Origin of the sequence: Leeuwenhoekiella nanhaiensis, from assembly GCF_002744755.1 — a bacterium.
Lineage (GTDB): Bacteria > Bacteroidota > Bacteroidia > Flavobacteriales > Flavobacteriaceae > Leeuwenhoekiella > Leeuwenhoekiella nanhaiensis.
Genome location: NZ_KZ319288.1, coordinates 647,811 through 668,054 on the forward strand (window position 1 = coordinate 647,811; position 20,244 = coordinate 668,054).

Genomic DNA, 20,244 nt, shown 5'->3' on the forward strand with positions numbered 1-20,244 from the left:
GGTTAGTCTTTAAATAATTTTTGAGCAAATTGATGCAAACAGCGTCTCCAGGTGTGCCACTCGTGTGCGGTTTCCGGTGATTCGTAAAACGTGTACGTTATTTCCTGAGCCTTGAGCATATCAACAAAGGCATTTATCGTCTTCGGAAAACGTTCCGGTTCTTTGGTGCCCAGTCCCAGCCATAACAGGTTAAGCTGCTCATCAACCTGTGCACCATCACTAAAGGCACCATTTAAGAAAGTATCTACATCAATGGCGCCTTCAATACCGAAGTTTGCCGTACCGCTAAACCCACCGTAATACGAGAAGGTATCCAGGTTGTTCATAATGATACGCATCGTTTGATTAGCTCCCATGGAAAGTCCGGCGATGGCACGATGCTCGCGGTCTGCAAGGGTTCTAAACTCCGCATCAGTCATCGGGATGATTTCTTTAAGCATTACCTCCTCAAAAACCGATTCGGGTCTGCCTTCTTTGGGTGCGTCAGGCTTATACGCGTAGCCGTTATCCATCACGATAATCATCGGCTCGGCCTCTCCATCAGCGATCAGGTTGTCTAAAATAAGATTGGCGTGACCCTGTGAAGACCATCCGGTTTCATCTTCGTAGCTTCCGTGCTGCAAATAGAGCACAGGATAACGTTTATCTGAAGTGGTATAACCCGGAGGGAGATAGATAAAATTGCGTCTCCACTGCTGGGTAATTTCAGAGAAATACAGGTTTTCCACAACGTTTCCGTGAGGGACTTTTCGCATGGCGAAAATAGCATCGTCCGGAGCCGGAATCTCGATACCACTACCCCAACGACCTGCTCCGTAATAGTATTTGGTACCGGGATCAGGTACCGAAGCACCATCTATATTGAGCTGGTAATAATGGAAGCCCACATCCTGAGGCGCCGACTCGCCCGTCCAGACGCCTTCTGCGTCTTTGGTCATTTCATATTTGACACCGCCAATATCAAGTTTAACCGAAGTAGCTTCGGGAGCTGAAATTTGCGCGCGCACCTGGCCTTCGGCATTCACCTGCGGAAAGGCTTTCCCGGCCTGATTTACCGACGAGGGTTTGTATTCCTGAGCCTGAACTAAACTGAGACCGGCAAGCCAAAAAAGACAGGTAATGTGTTGTAGTGTTTTCATACGTTATTCGTTGAATAAAAGCGGAGCCATTTGATACAGGCTACGTCTCCAGGTTAAAAATTCGTGCGCGGTACCCTCAGAAACATAAGAAACCGCCTTGATTCCGGCGTCGTTCAGAGCTTTTGCTGCCTGCTTTACCCGGTCCGGATTTTCCTTACTTCCGGCACTCAGAAAAACAAGCTTCAAATCTTCGTGCTCTTTTAAATCTTCCGGGCTATACGTTCCGCCGCTTAAGAGACCGTAATACTGAAACAGGCCGGGCTTGTTCATCGTAATCATTCGTGTTTCCATTCCACCCATAGAAAGGCCGGCCATTGCGCGGTTTTCAGGATTGTCGAGTGTACGGAAGTGTGAGTCCACATAAGGAATCAATTCTTCGGTAAGAACGGTCTGAAAGTATTTGATATCAAAATCGCGAATACCACCCCATTTGATTTCGTTGGTCATTCCGTAAGTATTCACAATGATAAAAGGCTCGATTTTGCCTTCTGCAATCAAATTGTCCATAATTAAATTGGCACGCCCCTGATTCATCCAGGCGGTTTCATCCTCGCCCCAACCGTGTTGCAGATACAATACCGGATATTCCTTATCGGAATTTAAGTGATAACCCGGCGGAGTGTACACAAAAGCGCGACGCGAAGTCTTGGTGCTGGGTGACGGAAACAAGATCTGTTGTACCGCACCATGGGGCACATCTTTCAACGCGTAAAATTCTTCATCGTGAGCGGGAATCTCGATTCCACTTTCCCAGCGCACCGAGCCGTAGTAGTTTTTTGCTCCGGGATCGTTAAATGTACCGCCATCGACGGTGAGATGGTAATAATGAAAGCCTTCATCCATAGGACCTTCGGTAGTGCCGGTCCAGAAACCTTCTTCATTTTTAGTGAGTTTGGTACCGCCACGGCCTCCCAGACCCAGACTTACCGAAACGCTGTCAGCAGCGGGAGCTTTAATTTTAAAACGCACATAGCCCTGCGAGTTGACCATCGGGTATTCCTGACCGGGTTGGTTGAGTGTAGATGGCTTAAAGTCGTCTTTAACACCTTCCTGCCCAAAAGACCATAAGAAATTCAGGCATAGCACGAATACAGCAAGTTTTTTCATGATTGCAGTTGTTTAAGGTTTATGGAGAATGTTTTTAAGTCGGCCTCATCAGAGCTGTTGCCATAAAAGATCTGGTATTTTCCGGGTTCGGCTGCCATTTCAAGCTTTTCTTCACTGTAAAACTGAAACGATTCCGGTGCTATTTCGATTGTGATCTGTTGTTGTTCTCCCGGTTTAAGTTTGACTCGTTTAAACTGTTTAAGGGTTTTAATGGGCCCATCGGCATCATCGGTTTTTCTTAGGTATATCTGAAGGATTTCGGTGCCGCTGCGATCCCCTGTATTTTTAACCGGAACAGTAAATTGCAAAGGCTGCCCTTTTGCGATTTCCGTTTTTGGAACAGAAGCTTCGCCTATGTCAAACGTGGTATAACTTAAGCCGAAACCAAATTTAAATAGCGGGTCTTCCTTCATATACCGATACGTACGGCCATCCATAGCATAATCTTCAAAATCTGCAAGCTGGGTCGTATCCCGGTAAAAAGTTATGGGCAATTTTCCCGAAGGATTGTAATCTCCAAAAAGTACATCGGCCACGGCCTGTCCGCCCGATTCACCGCCGTACCAGGATTGAAGAATAGCGTCACAAGTCTGAGTCTCGGGTACCAAACCAATGGCAGAACCCGAGTTGTTTACAAAAATCACGGTTTTCCCTGCATCTTTTAAAGCCTTCAGACAGTTGCGCTGCACAGCAGGAAGTTCGATATCGGTGCGGTCACCGCCTTTAAAGCCGGGATAATTTACCGGCATCTCCTCCCCTTCCAGTAAGGTGGAGAGTCCGCCTACGAAAATTACCGTTTCAATACCCTCTAATTTAGCAATCAGACCGGTAAAGTCTACCGGGATTTCTTTCCCAAAATTGAACTCCAAGTTGGCCTCCCAGTTGTTCAATTGGGCGTACTTGATTTCAATGTTATAGGTTTTTCCTTTTTCTACGGGAAATGGAAGTGTTGAAGGAAGCGTTCGCCAGTTGTTGGTTTGTCTTAATGATTTTCCGTTTACGAACAGTTCAAAATGCCCGGTAGCACCAAATTTAAACGCGAGTTCCTCGTCTTTATCTGCTGTATAATCGGTTACGTAACTGGCTGAAAAACCTTCCAGATTTACGCCTGAAGCAAACTCGTGCTGCCCTGCAGTGGTGAGTTTAAGCGGATTGGTGATATACGTTTCAGCAATGACCGGTCCGCTGTAATCGGGCGTATTCCAATAGGTCGCTTTGAAGCCCTTTTTGCCATCAATACCAATTTTTGAAAAATAACTTTCAGTTACCTTATCTTCCACCAGGTCACAAGCCTGATCGTACACGATGCGCTCCTCGTCTACTTTAGATTTTATTCCGTCCAGGATAGTAATGGTGCGCACGGGAGTACCGTTGTAATTTCCCCAAAGCATGGGCTCATCATCGGCGTTAGGCCCCAGCACCGCGATTTTATCTAGCGTCTTATTAAGCGGAAGAACCTTGTTTTTATTCTGAAGTAAGGTCATGGACTTCCGGGCCATCTCCAGTGCGAGCTGGCGGTGCTTTTCGCTATTGATCACCGAAACCGGAATCTGCGCCCAGGGCACGATGGAATCGGGATCCATTTCGCCCAACTCAAAACGGCCTTTGAGCACCCGCTTAACGCGGATGTCTATTTCTTCTTCCTGCACCAGACCGCGTTTTACGGCTTCCGGCAGGAGTTTGTAATTGTGGTTGTTCCATTGGCATTCTACATCTGTCCCGGCACGTACCCCTTTCGCGGCAGCGTGAACCGCATCAGAAGAAACATTATGCGAGGTGAAAAAATCCTGAATAGCCCCACAATCAGATACCACCAGATGCTCAAAGCCCCACTGATCGCGAAGGATTTGTTGCAAAAGACGGTCACTACCGCAACAGGGCTCGTCATCCAGTCGCTGATAAGCGCACATCACCTGACGCACATCGGCATCCTGTACCAGAGACTTAAACGCAGGCAAATAGGTTTCCCATAAATCCCGCTGTGAAATGCTGTTTAGGTTGAGTTCGTGGCGACTCCACTCGGGGCCGGAATGTACCGCGTAGTGCTTGGCGCAGGCCAGTAATTTTCGGTATTTGGCATCTTCAGGGCCCTGAAGTCCTTTGACGACCTGTACACCCATTCGTGAAGTCAGGTATGGGTCTTCACCATAAGTTTCCTGTCCACGCCCCCAACGCGGGTCACGGAAAATATTCACATTAGGTGTCCATACCGAAAGGCTCATAAACCGCTTGTTTTCCTCGCCATTGCGCATCGCCTGATGGTATTTGGCACGAACCTCATCAGAGGTAGCGTCAAAAATTTTGTAGACAAGCTCATCATCAAAAGAAGCCGCCATCCCTACCGGTTCCGGAAATACGGTAACATCATTGGTATTTGCAAAACCATGCAGCGCCTCACTCCACCAGTTGAATTTCTTGATACCCAGACGTGGAATCGCGTCAGAAACGTCACACATCAAGGTTGCTTTTTCTTCAATCGTGAGCCTGCTTACCAAATCTTCAGCACGTTCTTCAGGCGAAAGTGCAGGGTTTTGATAGGGATAATCCTGGGCATATACCCCCGCGGTTAGCAGTAAATGGATAAAAAGAATTCTATGTATTTTCATTTTAAAACTTTTGCATTTCGTTATAAATAAGCCAAAGCCTGAATTAATTTTCAGGTTCTAAAAGCCGTATACTGTAAACCGCTCCGGCAGTATTGTAGGGCAATGCCTGAAACTTTACCCGAATCTGCTCTTTGCCTTCAATCAAAGCATTGGGAATATCGTATTCCACATCTTTAAACAGGGATTGCTCCCAGCGTTTGGTATTGTCTTCGGTCACCAGTTTCTGATCATCAATATGAATATCAAACTTGCGACCACCCCATTCTGCTCCCCAATAACGCACCATCAAAGTCAACTCTTTTTTAGACTTAGTGGCCAACTCATAACTGAAATAGCCTTCTGCAGGGGCTTCTCTAAAGAAATCTTCGTTTGCGTTACCGCTTCTGGATTTTTCTTCCTGCATGTTGTGATCGGTTTCCGGCTGTTGCTCGCCGGTTGCCACATAGTCGAGCGTACGGTTTTCGATTTCCAGTTTTTGCTTCTCGATTGCGGCTAATGAATCGGTATAACTGGTGTAGCCTTCAGGCGTAAGCGAAAGCCAGTACGTCATATACCGCGCATCGTGAATATTCGCAAAAGGCTCTAGCTCAAGAGTCTTGTCGCTATTTAAAACTCTGGTATCTAATGTAAAATGCAAAGGTTTGTTTGCAACCGGCTTTAATTGATTCGCCAGGACCGAAAGATCTTCAGTTATAAGGATAGGCGCCTGATCAACAGGAAGAAATTTCCCTGATGGGTATTGTCCCCAGCGGCCGTCTCCTGCTATCAAACCGCCTAAATCCTCAGTACCTGTTTTAGCACTTAACAAAATGGGGCCGTGCATAAAAGCCTGATATTCGGGCACATTCGGCATCGCTACAACAGTATTTTCCATAGGAAATTGTACTAAAACAACATCGCCTTCCTTCCAATCACGGCTAATGGAAACATAAGAGCCTTTTTCTGCAGTAACCTCAACCGGTTTTCCATTTACAGTAATGCTAAAACTATTCGCTTTTGCCCAGGACGGATAACGCAATTTCAAGTCAAATGAAGCCTGTCCTTTTGTAATTTCAAGTTTTGTTTGCTCTTCTTCCGGAAAGCCTGTGGTTTGTCTTAAAGTAATCCCTTTTTCGCTCCAGTTTACTTCTGAAGCAATAAATAGGTTTACGTACAAGGCGTTATCGCTGTGGGTATAGATAAACTGATTGTATTTTCCGTGGTTTTCCATCCCGGTACCTACGCAACACCACATAGCCTCATTGGGCGCCGAATATACGCGGTAATGTCTGGGACGGGTAGACGTAAAATACACGTAGCCACCATGTTCCGGATGCTGTGATGAGCGGATGTGATTGAAGAGCGTTCGCTCGTAATACTCCGCATATTTTGCCTGAGGATCCATACGAAATAAATCTTCGGTTAGCTTGAGCATATTATAGGAGTTGCAGGTTTCCGGCCCGTCAATCACGTTAACATAATCAATGCTCGAAGCTTTACTGGGAAAATGCTCCCTGCGGCTGTTACCGCCGAAAGCCAAAGTTCTGTTTTCTACTACTGTTTGCCAGAAAAACTCACTCGCATCTTCATATTCTTCAGCCTCTGCTAACTCGGCTATACGCGCAAAACCTACAAACTTGGGGATCTGGGTATTGGCGTGCATATTATCTAAAATGTCTTCCCTTTCCGCAAGCGGATTGAGTAATCTTTTATGCGAAAAGCGTTTTGCGGCTTCCAGATATTTAGGATCCTTGCTAATCTCAAAAGCATCCGCATAAACCTCATTCATTCCGCCGTGTTCTTCATCAAGCATTTTTTCCATTTGGGCTGCATCAAGGTCAGCGGTGATCGCTATTCCCCAATCGCAATAGTTGAGAAAAAGCTTTTTGGCAAGGTCATCATCGGCATACAACCAGGCATCGCGTAAACCAGCATACATTTTATGCAGATTGTACCAGGGTGCCCACGTCTGCTTATAGGCTGAAAGATCTCCTTTTTTGAGGTTTGTCCATACTTTTTCACTACCGGGCATTCCTCCTAAATAACCCACACCCCAGTTAGGATTATTAACTGCATTCGCCTGTTGAATGGTATCCAGCTCGGCAATCATATAATCCATTCTGCTTTTACATTCTGAGTTACCGGTCGCAGCATAATTCATCGCCATAGCTGAGAGGTAATGTCCGCCCACATGACCATCAAGACCGGCCCAGTTTGCATACGGATCCGATTTAGGTTCTAATCCTGCCTGAATTCTAAACGGTGCCAACAATCTATCCACATCATACTGTAATAAGACCTCAATATTGAGATCACGTCCATCCTTCATAGGGCCTTCCAATAGCGCTACCTCATCCAGATCAAATTGATTGGAGTACAATTTACTTTGTGCCAAAGCCTCTAAACCTGAGCCAGGCAACATCAGGCAGCATACCATACTGAAAAAAAGTAGTCCTCTGGTTAACTTTAAAGTGCTCATCTCTTTACTGTTCTAGCGTTAGCGTATACGTTTTACCGGGTTGCGTATTCAATTCGTATTCAAAAACAGGTTTGAGTTCCGGCTTTGTCAATTCCTGCGGATTTGCAATCAGGGGTTCAGGGATTTCAGGTGTTTGGAAAAATTGATTTTCAACTTCTCCATTAATTTCTGATAAACCTTCGCCTTTTAAAGGTTCATACGAACGAACACGACACACACCTCCCAATTCTGAAGTAATTTTGATTGTTTTCACTTTATTATTTTCCCATTCCAGATCTACCTGAAAACCACCACGGGTTTTAAGACCGCTTATCGAGCCTTTGCTCCAGGCATCGGGTAAGGCCGGTAAAATATGAATGGCCCCATCGTGACTTTGCAGCAGCATTTCAGCAATCCCGGCCGTGCAGCCAAAATTCCCATCAATCTGAAAGGGTGGGTGCGCATCGAATAAATTGGGATAGGTACCTCCGCGTTGCTTGCCATCAGGCTGAATGGATGGTGTGAGCTGATCCTGAATCAGTTTATACGCGTGATTGCCGTCGAGCAGGCGTGCCCAAAGGTTTACCTTCCAGCCCATAGACCAACCGGTAGACTCATCACCACGTGCTACCAAAGACGTTTTAGCCGCCTCAAAAAGCTCAGGGGTGCGATAGGGTGAAATTTGATTGGAAGGATACAGGCCGTATAAATGCGATACATGTCGATGATTATCTTCTGGATTATCCCAGTCGTACATCCACTCCTGTAATTGTCCCCATTTGCCGATTTGCATTGGCGGCAAACGCTTAAGACTCGCTTCAATCTGCGCTAAAAGTTCGCTTTCTTTATTTAGAATTTTTGCAGCTCTCAGGGTTTTGGTAAATACATCAAAAACCAGTTGATTGTCCATCGTTGCTCCCGCAGTCACCGATTCAGGATGATCGCTGTACGGCGCATTTTCAGGTGAAATAGAAGGCACGATCACCAACCAGTTATGCTCGGGCTCTTCTACCAGAAAATCCTGTAAAAAGCGTGCTGAACCTTCCAGAATTGAGTAAACTGAATCTAAAAATTGCGTATCGCCGGTGTATTCATACTTATCAAACAAATGCTGCGAAAGCCAGGCGCCGCCCATAGGCCACATTCCCCAGAAGGACCCGTCTACCGGACCGGTAATGCGCCAGATATCGGTATTGTGATGTGCAACCCAGCCTGAAGCTCCGTACATGTCGCTGGCGGTTTGTTTTCCGGTTTCAGACAATTCGCGTATCATTTGAATCAAGGGCTCGTGCAGTTCTGAAAGATTGGTACTTTCAGAAGGCCAGTAATTCATTTCGGTATTGATGTTTATGGTGTATTTACTGTCCCAGACCGGTTTTAAGTCATTTGCCCAAATACCCTGTAAATTGGCCGGTTGGCCGCCGGGGCGCGAAGACGAAATGAGCAGATACCGCCCAAACTGAAAATACAAAGGCACCAGGGTCAGATCGGTTCCGTCTTTAAAATTAGCAACGCGGGCATCGGTGGTTTCCGAGTTGGAAGTGATTTCGCCCAGACTGAATTGAACCCGATTGAAATAGGATTGATAATCTGCTATATGTGCACGCTTTAAATCTTCAAATTCCTGTTGAGAAGCGGCGTCTAAAAAAGACATCGCTTTAGCTTCGGCATCCCCGCCGATATCGTTATAGCTTTTAAAATTGGTAGCCATTGAGATGTATAAAGTGGCAGCATCTGCGTTGGAAATTTCCAGTTTGTTTTCACTTTGCGAAAGGCTTCCGCCGCTGGTTTTTGCTTTTACCTGAGCTTCAAATTTCACGGCACCTGCAACACCCTCGTGATCGCTCGAAGTTCCCTGTAAACGAAGTATATGTTCATCATCAACAAAAGAAGTGGCTCGCTCTTCCCTGGTTAAAGAAGCTGTAAAATTGAGTTTTCCTTGTTCACTTGCGGTAAGTTGAACCACAATAACCTGATCGGGGAAAGAAGAAAAAACTTCCATCTTATAAGCGACACCATCTCGAGACCATTGCGTGGTCGCCACAGCCGTTTCCAGGTCTAAGGTGCGCTCATAATCGGACACTGCTCCTGTATTTTTAAAGTCCAAATGAAGTTTCCCGAGCGTTTGATACGGCATTCCGCTTTTACCGCTAAAGAATTTTTGATTGACCAAATCCTGAGCTTCAGCGTATTTCCCATCAAAAATAAGTTGGCGTACCTGCGGCAGGGCTTCTTTAGCATTTGGATTGTCATTTCGATGTGGCTGCCCGGCCCAGAGTGTATTTTCATTCAACTGAAGAATCTCGTGATTCGGATCGCCATAAATCATGGCTCCCAGACGGCCGTTCCCAACCGGAAGCGCCTCCACCCAAAGTTTAGCCGGCTCATCATAACGCAGCGTCATATCGGGCTGTTGGGCAAAAGCGGAAATACCCAGAAAAATCAATATTATGGTACTTTTAATCCTCATTGTTTTTCTCTATTTAGTTCTCTGAAAACATCCAGTAATCAAAGAACATAATTTTAGTTGCTGCTTTTCCTCTAAAAACAAAATAGAGATCGTGCACGCCGCTTACTTTTTCAATCTCCTGAGAAACCAAAGCCCAGCGGTCGTCGCCTCCCGTCATCGGCACCTTGAACGAAGTTACCAGCGGCCCCTCTTTGCTGTCGAGGTGAACTTCCATACTTACATCGCTGTTGTGGGTGGTTCCCACACGAGCCGTAAAACGGGTTGCTCCTTCTGCTCTAAAATCAACATCCTTTACTTTGATGTAAGCATCATTCTTCATCGCGGTCACAAAAACACCAACACTCTCATTTTCGTGAGCTTTGACGCCCTCTGACCAGGCAATGGTTTCCGCTTCGGTTTTGATAAAGGGATTTAAAACCTGCAAACTTTTCTCAATTCCATCGGTCATTTGAAGCTCCGGGATGGTTCCATCTTTATCAAATTTCAACTCTTCAACCGCCACCGAACGCGTAAAACCACTACCTCCGGGAAGTGCCGCATTGTGATAGAACAGATAGGTTTTCCCTTTATAATCTATCACTCCCGGATGGTTTGTAAATGCCCCGCCCTGTCTGGGCATCACTTTGCCCTGGTAGGTATACGGTCCGGTTATGTTTTTGCTGGTAGAATAGCCCAGGTGCTCTGGTAATGGCCCTGCGGCAAAAAAGAGATAGTAGAGTCCGTCGCGTTTATACACCCAGGGACCTTCTTCATAGGTTGTGGGACGTCTTTCATTGGGTTCCCCTTCCCGCTTCCCAAATGCTTCGATGGTATTGGGTATTTGCTGAATTTCGCTTCCCAGCGTGATCATATCTTCATTAAGCTTTGCGTAATAACATACCGGATTACCCCAAAACAAATAAGCCTGCCCGTCATCATCAACAAACACCGCAGGATCAATATCTGCCTGACTTTCCTGAACTAGTGGTTTTCCTAATGGGTCTATAAAAGGGCCATACGGACTATCGCTCACTGCAACACCTATCCCGTTTTGTCCATTTCGGTCTGTTATAGGCACATACATATAAAACTTACCATCACGCTCTGTAGCTACCGGAGCCCAGGCATTGCGTAGCGCCCAATCAAAATCCTTATAACTCAGCACGGTACCATGATCGGTCCAGTTTACCATATCTTCGGTGGTATACAGGCGCCAGTCATCCATGGTAAACCAGGTAGAATCGTCCTCATCGTGTGAGGTATACAGGTAGACCTTACCGTTATAAACCATAGGAGCAGGATCTGCAGTATAATTGGTCTGTATAATGGGATTCTGGGCAAAAACCCTAGTAAAAGCCAGTAAGCTTAACAGTTGAAAAAGATTTTTTTGCTTCATCGTTTTATTCATTTACAATTACAAAACCACCTCCCGATTGCATGGTCAGGTTTAGTTTTCCGTTTTTAGGAATCTTTATTTCTTTGGTAAAAGTTTCTACATTTTTATCATCATTTATTAGCCTTACAGTTTTACCGGCTAAGAAAGAAAGGTCCAAATTCAGTTTTTTAGGCTCTGCTTCGGCATTTACTCCCGCAACATACCAGGTATCTCCATTTCGCCTTGCCAGTACCGAAAACTTCCCGGGATAGCCATCCATAAAACGGGTTTCATCCCAGGTTGTGGGTAATTCTTTGAGGAAATCAAGCTGAAAGTTCGGTGCATCGTCCAGGTTATTGGGCGTAAGCGCAAACATTTGTACCGGGTTTTGAAACAACACGCCCGTCGCCAATTGAAAGGCATCAGTAGTCAGCCGTTTTTGTCCGGATTTGTTTCCTCTATTTAAGTAATCGTTGAGCACCACGCCGCCAAATTCCATACTGGCGACAGCGTTGCGAATGAAGGGATGCAAAGTAGCGTTATAGGCCTCTTTTTTACGCACATCTTCCACAAAAACCAGCATTTCTGAAGCTACAACCGCTTCACTACCCACAAAATTGGGATACATGCGCTCCCATCCGCGAGGCAGGGTGGTACCGTGAAAGATAATCATCAGTCCATAATCATTAGCATCTGAAAGAATGTCTTCGTACATGCGCATAGTTTCCTGCTTATCTCCACCAAAAAAGTCTACTTTAAGCCCTTTCACACCGGCTTTCTGAAGCCATTTCATCTCTTTTTTACGCTCAATAGAGGTATTCATTTTATTTAACGGAGTCTGGAAGGCGTCGTTTACAATCCCATTGGAGTTGTACCAAAGAAAAACACCCACATCTTTAGAAGCTGCGTAATCAATAAGTTCTTCCATTCGCTCGTAACCGATACGCTCATCCCACCAGGCATCGATGAGGATGTATTTAAAATCCATTGCCGCTGCCAGATCGATATAGGCCTTTTGATCCTCGTAGTTCATACTGGCATCCTGCCAGATGATCCAGCTCCAACTGCCTTTACCGTATTCGTATTCCTGAGAAGGCTCGTAAAGCGGCTCAACCACATCCCAGGGAATTGTGGTTTCTACCACAGGTTTTAAGCTTTTACCCACAGTAATTGTGCGCCAGGGCGTTATTCCCGGTAGGCCCAACTGAGCGCCGCTACTGCCAAAACCGTTATTTTCCTTTTCATTGGGGTATTCAATATAAAAAGTACCATCCTGATACGCGCTTAAGTGCGAAGCCGGATATAAACTGCGCACACCGGTTTCGGAAAGTAAAACCCAATATTCATCCTTTACCTTATAGAGCGCGGGAAAAACATAACCACCCGCAGCGGTTTGTTCAGCTATGGGCTTATCTGCCGTGTAGGCCGACTCATAACTGGGAGCGGTACGCGCAAAACCGGTCATAGGCCGCATCACATTTGATAAAAAAGAAGTAGTTTCCTGCGGAAAGCTAAAACCGGTAAGTTCCTTTTCTACAACAATAGCGCGGGTCTCACCCCATTTATCGATCTCATACCGAAAAGCGATATCGTTATCGCTCACCTGAACTAAAACAGAAAACCGGCGATCTTTAGAATCCTTTACCGTATACCGAAGGGTGTTTGCATTATAAGTAATCTGAGATTGTTTGATTTTATCCTGCTCATAGGTTTTAGAAACAGCATCCTTTACAGCTTCCACAAAAACCAAATCGTTGCTGAAATCCCCTTCATTTGTAACAAACCCTAAAGGCGCACCATCTATTAAGAGCACATCATCATAAGCAACCGAATACATTAATTTCCCTTCAAGTACGTTAAGCTCCATCTTGAGCGATCCTTCCGGACTGGAAACCTGCTCTTGCTGAGCTTGTAGTAATAGGCTAAAACAAAGTAGAAAAGCGCTAAAAATTTTCTTCATAAAGCAGTTCAAAATAATTCGGTTTATGGTTAGACTAAAAAAATATCAAATGGTTTAAAAGACTATAAGTCTAAAATGCGTAAATTACAAAAAGTGTTTTGATTACATTTATGCATAGGTTTCCAAAGCTTTAATCTGGATAATTTTTGAGGATAATCATCTATTTTTGACATTATAAACATTTTAATTCAAAAAAGATTTAGAAACAGACCCTCTCAATGATTTATCTGTAACATCGTGATTTTCGGAACAGAAAAATAATCCACGTACTTTGTTATACTAAAAAGCAGAATAGGGCATTATTACATAGAATCAACCAGGTATGGAAAGCTCAAAGTGTAATTAAATAAAATGCATCACATTCAATAATTACTGGCAAAGGCTCAAAAAATTTATGACTCTCAAAAACTTCATCATAGCATTGCTTTTGATTTGCGCAACAGCTTTTACCGGCTTGTTTTCGCAGGAGTTAAAAGAAAAACTTCAGTTTACTGAAGTTAAAAACCTGCCGGTTCAGCGGGCGGTTACGGCTTTTGCCCAGGATACTAATGGGTTTCTGTGGTTTTCTACCTATGGTGCCGGTCTTTATAAGTACGACGGTAGCACATTTACAACCTATAAAGAAAGCTGGAAAGATGAAGAATCGCTTAGCAGCTCTTTGGTGCATGCGATTTATACAGATGATGCCGGTAATATCTGGCTGGGTACCGAAAAGGGGCTAAACCGCTATCGGCCAGAGACCGATGACTTTGAAAATACCAGCCTTCTCCATGAGAATAATGAAAAGCCCTTTGCCATTCATTGCATTGGGAGCATAGATGCTAAAACATTGATTGTTGGCTCTCATAACAATGGGGTGTATAAAGTAGATAAGTCTACCGGGGAAATCACAAAAATTCCTTTTGAAACTCCAATCAAAAATGACTGGCTTCGCTTTAACAGCATCGAAATCTTGCAGTCAAAGATTTATTTAGGTACTTCATTTGGACTTTTTGAGTATAACGAGCAGACTGGACAAATTGATCGTTGTGAATTTCTCTTAAACGGCGTTAGATCACGTATTCCCTATCATATAAGCAAATTGTGTACAGACTCTTCCGGCAATATGTGGATAGGTACTTACAGTCACGGTCTTTTCAGACTTGACCTAAACGAAAAAATCTACAACTACCGGGAGCTTCCCATAACCACAAAACGTATTCTATCTATTGCCGAAATAGATTATGGCAAAATGCTGGTAGGAACTGAAAATGACGGTCTTTTTATCCTGAATCAGGAAGGAAGGCTTTTAGACAATTATACACACAGTAAATTTGGTGAAAACCTGATTCAGTCTAATTCAATCTGGAGTCTGTTTACCGATAAGGATGATCGCATCTGGATAGGCTATTACAGCGACGGTATCAGCTTTTACGATCCCGATTACGATAAGTTTAAAGACATTGAAAGTATACCTTTTAAAAACGAAAGTCTGCAGGACGGCTCAGTTACTGCAATAATAGAAGATCAACAATCACGCCTTTGGATTGGTATGGACGGCGGTGGAATTGACGTATACAATAAAAAAACAGGTGACTTTACTCACCTCATAGATCCCAAGAATACCATCGCAACGGGCTTAAGTAGCGGAGACATTCAGGCGCTGTTTTTTGACAGTAAGGGCAACCTTTGGGCGAGTTCATGGAACGCCGGAATCTTCTTTCTTAAAAAAGGCTCGAAACAATTCATCAATTATACCGGAGAAAGCGGACTCGCTTCGCGAAGTACCATCTGCTTTGCTGAAGATTCAGAAGGCACGATTTACATTGGCACTTTTAACGCGGGCCTATTGACTTTTGATCCTACAACTCAAACCTTCATACGCCTGGATAGTGAACCTTTCAGTAGTGCCGGAATGGCCAATTGTGATGTTCGTAAAGTGGTTATAGACAAAAACGGCTTGCTTTGGGTAGGTACTACCAAGGGTCTGTTTACCGTAAAAAAGACCCGGGATGGATACGAAGTACAAGCCCAGAACACAAAAATGTATGCTGCAAGACAAAGTGATGATTTACAATATTACATACTTTCTCTCTTCTTGGACGATGAGGAAAATGTGTGGATAGGTACAGATGGCGGAGGGCTATGCAAATACGACAAGAAAACAGATGCCTACATCTGGTTTCAGGAGGTCATAAATAAGCAAACTATCGCCTCAATTATAAGTGATTCTCAAAACAGGCTATGGCTGGCCGGTAATAACGGGATCACCAGTTTTGACCCACGTAGCGAAGAGGTTATAAACTATACAGCCAATGATGGCCTTTTAGCGAATGATTTCCATAACAATTCAGTCTTAAAAGATAATCAGGGCAGGTTGTATTTTGGCAGTTATAAAGGCATCAACTATTTTGATCCCACGGCTCTCAACACCTATATGCAACAACCTGAGCTTTATTTTGCAGAGCTACGCTTATTTAATAAAAAGGTGACTCCCAAAACCGAAAATTCTCCGTTAAATGAGGTTTTATTTTCTACCGATGCAATTACCTTAAAATCGCATCAGTCTGTATTTACCATTGAGTATGCCGCAATAGATTATACCAGGCCTTCTGATAACAACTATGCCTATATCCTAGAAGGTTTTGACAACTCGTGGAATTACGTTGGAAACACCCGAAGTGCCACCTATACAAACATTCCTCCGGGTAACTATACTTTTAAGGTCAAGGCCGCCAATAATGACGGGGTTTGGACCGAAAAACCCATAGCTTTGAGTATAACCTTATTGCATCCCTGGTATGCGCAAACCTGGGCTATACTTCTGTATATATGGCTTGCGCTCATTTTGATCTATGTGACTTATCAATTTACGCAAAGCAGGATTGCCGAAAAGCGACTTATACAATATGAGCGCGACAAGAGGCGTCAGGAAGAGGAACTCAACAACAGAAAGCTTCAGTTTTTCACCAACATATCGCACGAGTTTCGTACCCCGCTTACGCTCATTAAAAATCCTATTGAGGATATTATATCTAATAAAGAATACACCTTTCCCAAGTCTATTGCTGAAAAACATAAAAGTATTTTTCGCAATACCGAACGCCTAATCAGACTCATCAATGAATTGATGGATTTCAGAAAACTTCAGTTTAAAAAAACTACGTTAAAGGTTGAAAAAATAGCCATTACGCATTTCTGTGAGCAAATAGTTGCTCATTTTAAGGAGGAGGCTAATCAGCGTAATATTGCCCTGGAAGTTTCTTCTGAAGAAGAAGACCTGCACGTATACGCAGACCCGGGAATGCTTGAAAAAATCATATTCAATCTCTTATCAAATGCGTTTAAAGCAACTCCGGATAATGGTTTAGTTTCGGTTGCACTCAAACGAACGGACACTTCCATAATTCTGCCGGAAATCTCTTCTGAAACCCCGGTTGAAGCGCTAGAGATTCAGGTTGAAGACACCGGTTTTGGTATTCCGAAAGAGGAAATTGAAAAAGTATTTGACCCGTTCTATCAGGTTGAAGGTATGAACAAGCAATACTATGGCGGCACGGGTATTGGTCTTGAGGTCGTGCGCAGTTTTCTGATTATGAATAAAGGAAAAATAGAAGTAAGTAGTAAGGTAAATAAAGGAACTACTTTTAGAATCTATCTGGGACTGGGTAAAGCTCATTTTTCTCCTAACGAACTCGCAACCAGCGCAGATTTGATACCGGAAGAAGAACCGGTAAATCAAACACCTAAAGAGATTTCTATCTCCCACAATAATCTTCCGCAGATCAAGACAGCAGATAAAAACAACACGCTGCTTATTATTGAAGATAATTTTGAACTTCGAAAATATCTGAAAGAACAACTTAAAGATTCCTATAAAATTGTTGAAGCCATCAATGGCGAAGAAGGACTCAATCTCGCCAGCAAGATCATTCCTGATGTTATCATAACCGATGTGCTTATGCCGCAAATGGACGGTGTCACCTTCTGCCGAAAGCTTAAAAATGATTTAAAAACCAGTCATATCCAGGTGCTGATGCTTACCGCAAAAGCGCAAACTGATGACTGGCTGGCAGGTCTTGATGCCGGTGCTGATGCTTATATCAACAAACCATTCAATATCAAAATTGTGCGGTCACAGCTCAAACAGCTTATCGCTAACAGGCAAAAGCTATTCACCAAATATTTTCAGGAACTGAGCACGGCAGATCTGAAACTTAACAGCAGTTCTATTGATAAGAAATTCATTGCAAAGGTCATCAACTACATCTATCAAAACATCAGTGATCCTAAGCTTAATGTTGAAAATCTGGCTGAGGAATTGTCGCTGAGCCGTAGCCAGCTTTATCGCAAAATCAAAGCGCTTACCGGTCAGACGGCTAATGAATTCATACGCAAAATACGGTTGGAGAAAGCCAAAGAACTGCTGGAAAATGGCGAAGAATCGGTGAGTGAGGTAGGTTACAAAGTAGGTTTCTCAACCCCTTCCTACTTCACGCGCTGTTTTAAATCTGAATTTGGAAAGCTGCCTACAGAGGTAAAATAAGTTTATTCTGACAGGCCTTTTCTAAAACCATAGTACGCCGGTTTAGGCTGTAGCTCGCTGTCATAAATCGTTGGCCAGTCTTTAAGATCGAAAAACGGATTGATCCAGGTATCACGATCTGTAAAATCCCAAAAGGTGATTCCAAATTGCTGCGCCTCCGGAACTTCTTCGCGATAAATTTGTGCCACGGTTTCATACTTCTGTGCCTGTTCTTCTAACATTTCCGGGGTTACTCTGCTGTACAACTGCTCCCCTCCTCCACGTGTGTCATCGTGCCTGTTGAAGATGATGTCGAGCTCAGAAAAATGGATTTTAAGCCCTGTAGCAGCCATTTTACGTACACTTTCGCGTATCAGACTATCGGGAATATCCATACGTAAGTGCATCTGTACGCCTAAACCTGTGATGGGTACATTATCAGCTTTCAGTTCTTCAATCATTTTAAGAACTCCGTTTAGTTTAGCTGTATCGCGTTCCAGATTAAAGTCGTTGTAAAACAAGTCTGCTTCAGGATCTGCCTCGTGAGCGTATCTAAAAGCATTGGCGATGTATTCCTTTCCTAATTTGTTGTACCAAAGGGTTTCTCTGTACTCGCCGCCCTGGGTATCAAAACCTTCATTAACCACATCCCAGGCAGCAACCTTTCCTTTATAACGCCCTACATATTCCTGAATATAGGTTTTGAGGAAATTGCCCAGCCATACGCTGTCTTCTGAAGCTTTCTGAAATACCCAACGTGGAGTTCCCGAATGCCAAACCAGCGTATGACCAAAAAGGCGTAAATCATTTCTTTGGCTGAAATCAACCAGACTGTCAGCCTTATCCCAGTTGTAAACACTATCCCGTGGTGCAATAGCGTACATTTTCATATCTGAAGTCGCCGTAATGCTATTGAAATTATTTAGTATGATGCTTCTCAAACTGCTATCCTGCAATACCTGTCGAATCTCTACAGCGCCACCAATTGGAAACGAACTGACTTCTTTCAGTCCTTTATCATCAGAAGACGGTTCTGAAACGCAACCGGTGATAAGGGTTAAACATAAAATGAGTAAAGTTGAATACGTCTGGGCTGCTTTTTGCATCTTTTAAGTTTTGTTACTAGTATTTGTTCTGTCCTACATGGTAGTTGTAAAAATCCCAAACCTGGTGCGCCACATCACGACCAAGTTCAAGACCTGCTATATTATCTGCCTGAATGTGGTAGCCACCCATAACACGTGATATTCCCGCCATTTCTGCGGCTTGCGTAAAGGTGGGGAAATCAAGTACAATAGGCTCTCCCAGCGCCTGAGGCTCTGTCAATGCACCCGGCACCAATTCTACCTGTACATCGAGGTAATCACTGCCTGTCCATAATTTTAAGAGTTCGGCACACGCACCGCTAATGGTACTGTGACCGGAAGTATAACTGGGAAACGGAGGACAAAGAAAAGCTGATGGCGAGTAAGGCCTCCAGTCTTCACCTTTGATGGTTCCGGTGCCTAAACCGGGGCCTTTCCAACCTTTGATCTCTTTATCTTTAAAATAGTGATGTACCAAAGCAAAAGGTCTGGCGGAGTCGTAGAACATCTTAGAATCCCAGGAAGCGATAAACGCATCCATCGCGGTGACCTGATTGGCAAAAAACATTTTTACATCTTCGTCAAGCGTATGGTTATCGCGTTTTGATACCTGCTGTGCAAACTTGAGCCAGTGCCCTGCCTGCTGTACAGATTGCGGACCATCACGCATAAATTCTACCAAAGCACGCTCCTCGTCTGTTAAATTAGCCTGCAGTTCAACCACTTCTTCCACTTCCCTTTGAAGTTGTTCTGACCCCACTTTGGGTGGCGGACCGGGTCTAAACTGGTCTGCGCTGCTCAGAGCAATGGGTTTAACCAGCTGCCAATATGGAGTAAGGCAAGAGGGTGCAAATTTTTCGCCAGTATCTCGTGTAAAGTATTTGGGTTGCCAGCGATCGTAATCGTTGAGCTGGTCTACGGTATTCACCGGTTGATAATTGGTATAGTCCTGATAAGGCTCTGGGAAACCTTCCACTTCCCCATATTGATTAGAACCATCGTTATACCGTGCCTTAATCGTAGCCTGTGCCGCCAGATTGCCTATTCCCGCGGGTGTGGTTGGGTCTAAAGAATCATCATTTGGGTCATAGCCCAGGTGCAGCATAAATTTTTTAAACTGAAGGCTGTCATAAGGATAGTATTCCCGCAAGGTGTGATACGCCGCATAACTAATCGCCTTTTCTTTATTTGCCAGAGTTTGTTTGCCAGCAGGAAATTTATCATAGGCTTCCATATAAACCGGAATGGCTGCATCATCAAAGGCCGACCACGCATCAAAAACAGCCACAAAAACCAAAGCCAAAAATCTGGAGGTAACCGTGGGTCTCGGCGCAATACGATCAGTATCGTTTGCGGTACCAAGTATCGCCATTTCAGACCATTGATAGGCTACATTTTGATCTTTAATAGCTTCCAGACGGTCTTCAACTTTCATTACCGGAAAGTATTCCTGCGCATAAAAAGGAACACTGCAAACCAGTAGAGCAAGAATTAAAAAACCCGTTTTGTAATTCAAAATATTCATAATAAAATCTTAAAAAATAGCATATAAAGAAACAAAATATTTAGTGTGAATCAAACA

At 44.1% G+C, this 20,244-nt stretch carries 10 protein-coding genes; 1 reads left to right on the forward strand and 9 read right to left on the reverse strand.

Features of this window, described 5'->3' with window-relative positions; all coding sequences use genetic code 11:
* Positions 1 to 2: 2 nt before the first annotated feature.
* From CJ305_RS06530 to CJ305_RS06560, 7 genes are read right to left on the reverse strand one after another with little or no spacing between them, the layout of a single operon-like run.
* The gene (locus tag CJ305_RS06530) at positions 3 to 1,139 is read right to left on the reverse strand and encodes an alpha/beta hydrolase-fold protein (RefSeq protein ID WP_099645433.1); all 1,137 of its coding nucleotides are present in this window, start codon (positions 1,137 to 1,139) and stop codon (positions 3 to 5) included.
* Between the two features lie 3 nt (positions 1,140 to 1,142).
* A complete protein-coding gene (locus tag CJ305_RS06535; RefSeq protein ID WP_099645434.1) occupies positions 1,143 to 2,246 on the reverse strand; it encodes an alpha/beta hydrolase-fold protein in 1,104 nt (367 codons plus the stop codon).
* Positions 2,243 to 4,852 carry a xylan 1,4-beta-xylosidase gene (xyl3A, locus tag CJ305_RS06540; RefSeq protein WP_099645435.1) on the reverse strand — a complete coding sequence of 870 codons (2,610 nt, stop codon included), beginning with the start codon at positions 4,850 to 4,852 and terminating at the stop codon, positions 2,243 to 2,245. Before xyl3A ends, CJ305_RS06535 begins: the two co-directional genes overlap by 4 nt.
* Before the next feature lie 43 nt (positions 4,853 to 4,895).
* Positions 4,896 to 7,310 (reverse strand): glycoside hydrolase family 127 protein, encoded by a 2,415-nt coding sequence (locus CJ305_RS06545; protein ID WP_223248808.1) that lies wholly within the window; start codon positions 7,308 to 7,310, stop codon positions 4,896 to 4,898.
* 4 nt (positions 7,311 to 7,314) lie between these two features.
* Entirely contained in the window at positions 7,315 to 9,759 is a 2,445-nt protein-coding gene (locus tag CJ305_RS06550) for a glycoside hydrolase family 95 protein (protein ID WP_099645436.1), read from the reverse strand.
* 13 nt (positions 9,760 to 9,772) lie between these two features.
* Positions 9,773 to 11,134, reverse strand: coding sequence for a glycoside hydrolase family 43 protein (locus CJ305_RS06555; protein WP_099645437.1), 1,362 nt, complete (start codon positions 11,132 to 11,134; stop codon positions 9,773 to 9,775).
* 4 nt (positions 11,135 to 11,138) lie between these two features.
* Positions 11,139 to 13,073 carry a glycoside hydrolase family 97 protein gene (locus CJ305_RS06560; RefSeq protein WP_099645438.1) on the reverse strand — a complete coding sequence of 645 codons (1,935 nt, stop codon included), beginning with the start codon at positions 13,071 to 13,073 and terminating at the stop codon, positions 11,139 to 11,141.
* A 394-nt stretch (positions 13,074 to 13,467) separates the two neighbouring features.
* On the opposite strand from CJ305_RS06560, the gene CJ305_RS06565 reads away from it, so the two are divergent.
* On the forward strand, positions 13,468 to 17,598 hold the full coding sequence (locus CJ305_RS06565; RefSeq protein WP_099645439.1) for a hybrid sensor histidine kinase/response regulator transcription factor: 4,131 nt from the start codon (positions 13,468 to 13,470) through the stop codon (positions 17,596 to 17,598).
* A gap of 2 nt (positions 17,599 to 17,600) precedes the next feature.
* On the opposite strand, the gene CJ305_RS06570 is transcribed toward CJ305_RS06565, so the two are convergent.
* Together CJ305_RS06570 and CJ305_RS06575 are read right to left on the reverse strand one after the other, a co-directional pair.
* Positions 17,601 to 18,683, reverse strand: a complete 1,083-nt coding sequence (locus CJ305_RS06570; protein ID WP_099645440.1) for an endo-1,4-beta-xylanase — start codon at positions 18,681 to 18,683, stop codon at positions 17,601 to 17,603.
* A gap of 16 nt (positions 18,684 to 18,699) precedes the next feature.
* Positions 18,700 to 20,187 (reverse strand): vanadium-dependent haloperoxidase, encoded by a 1,488-nt coding sequence (locus tag CJ305_RS06575; protein WP_223248809.1) that lies wholly within the window; start codon positions 20,185 to 20,187, stop codon positions 18,700 to 18,702.
* Positions 20,188 to 20,244 lie beyond the last annotated feature (57 nt).

What these genes read in the sequence shown, in the direction of transcription:
- CJ305_RS06530 (WP_099645433.1), bottom strand. Translation starts at nt 1,139, where the DNA reads ATGAAAACACTACAACACATTACCTGTCTTTTTTGGCTTGCCGGTCTC.
- CJ305_RS06535 (WP_099645434.1), bottom strand. Translation starts at nt 2,246, where the DNA reads ATGAAAAAACTTGCTGTATTCGTGCTATGCCTGAATTTCTTATGGTCT.
- xyl3A (WP_099645435.1), bottom strand. Translation starts at nt 4,852, where the DNA reads ATGAAAATACATAGAATTCTTTTTATCCATTTACTGCTAACCGCGGGG.
- CJ305_RS06545 (WP_223248808.1), bottom strand. Translation starts at nt 7,310, where the DNA reads ATGAGCACTTTAAAGTTAACCAGAGGACTACTTTTTTTCAGTATGGTA.
- CJ305_RS06550 (WP_099645436.1), bottom strand. Translation starts at nt 9,759, where the DNA reads ATGAGGATTAAAAGTACCATAATATTGATTTTTCTGGGTATTTCCGCT.
- CJ305_RS06555 (WP_099645437.1), bottom strand. Translation starts at nt 11,134, where the DNA reads ATGAAGCAAAAAAATCTTTTTCAACTGTTAAGCTTACTGGCTTTTACT.
- CJ305_RS06560 (WP_099645438.1), bottom strand. Translation starts at nt 13,073, where the DNA reads ATGAAGAAAATTTTTAGCGCTTTTCTACTTTGTTTTAGCCTATTACTA.
- CJ305_RS06565 (WP_099645439.1), top strand. Translation starts at nt 13,468, where the DNA reads ATGACTCTCAAAAACTTCATCATAGCATTGCTTTTGATTTGCGCAACA.
- CJ305_RS06570 (WP_099645440.1), bottom strand. Translation starts at nt 18,683, where the DNA reads ATGCAAAAAGCAGCCCAGACGTATTCAACTTTACTCATTTTATGTTTA.
- CJ305_RS06575 (WP_223248809.1), bottom strand. Translation starts at nt 20,187, where the DNA reads ATGAATATTTTGAATTACAAAACGGGTTTTTTAATTCTTGCTCTACTG.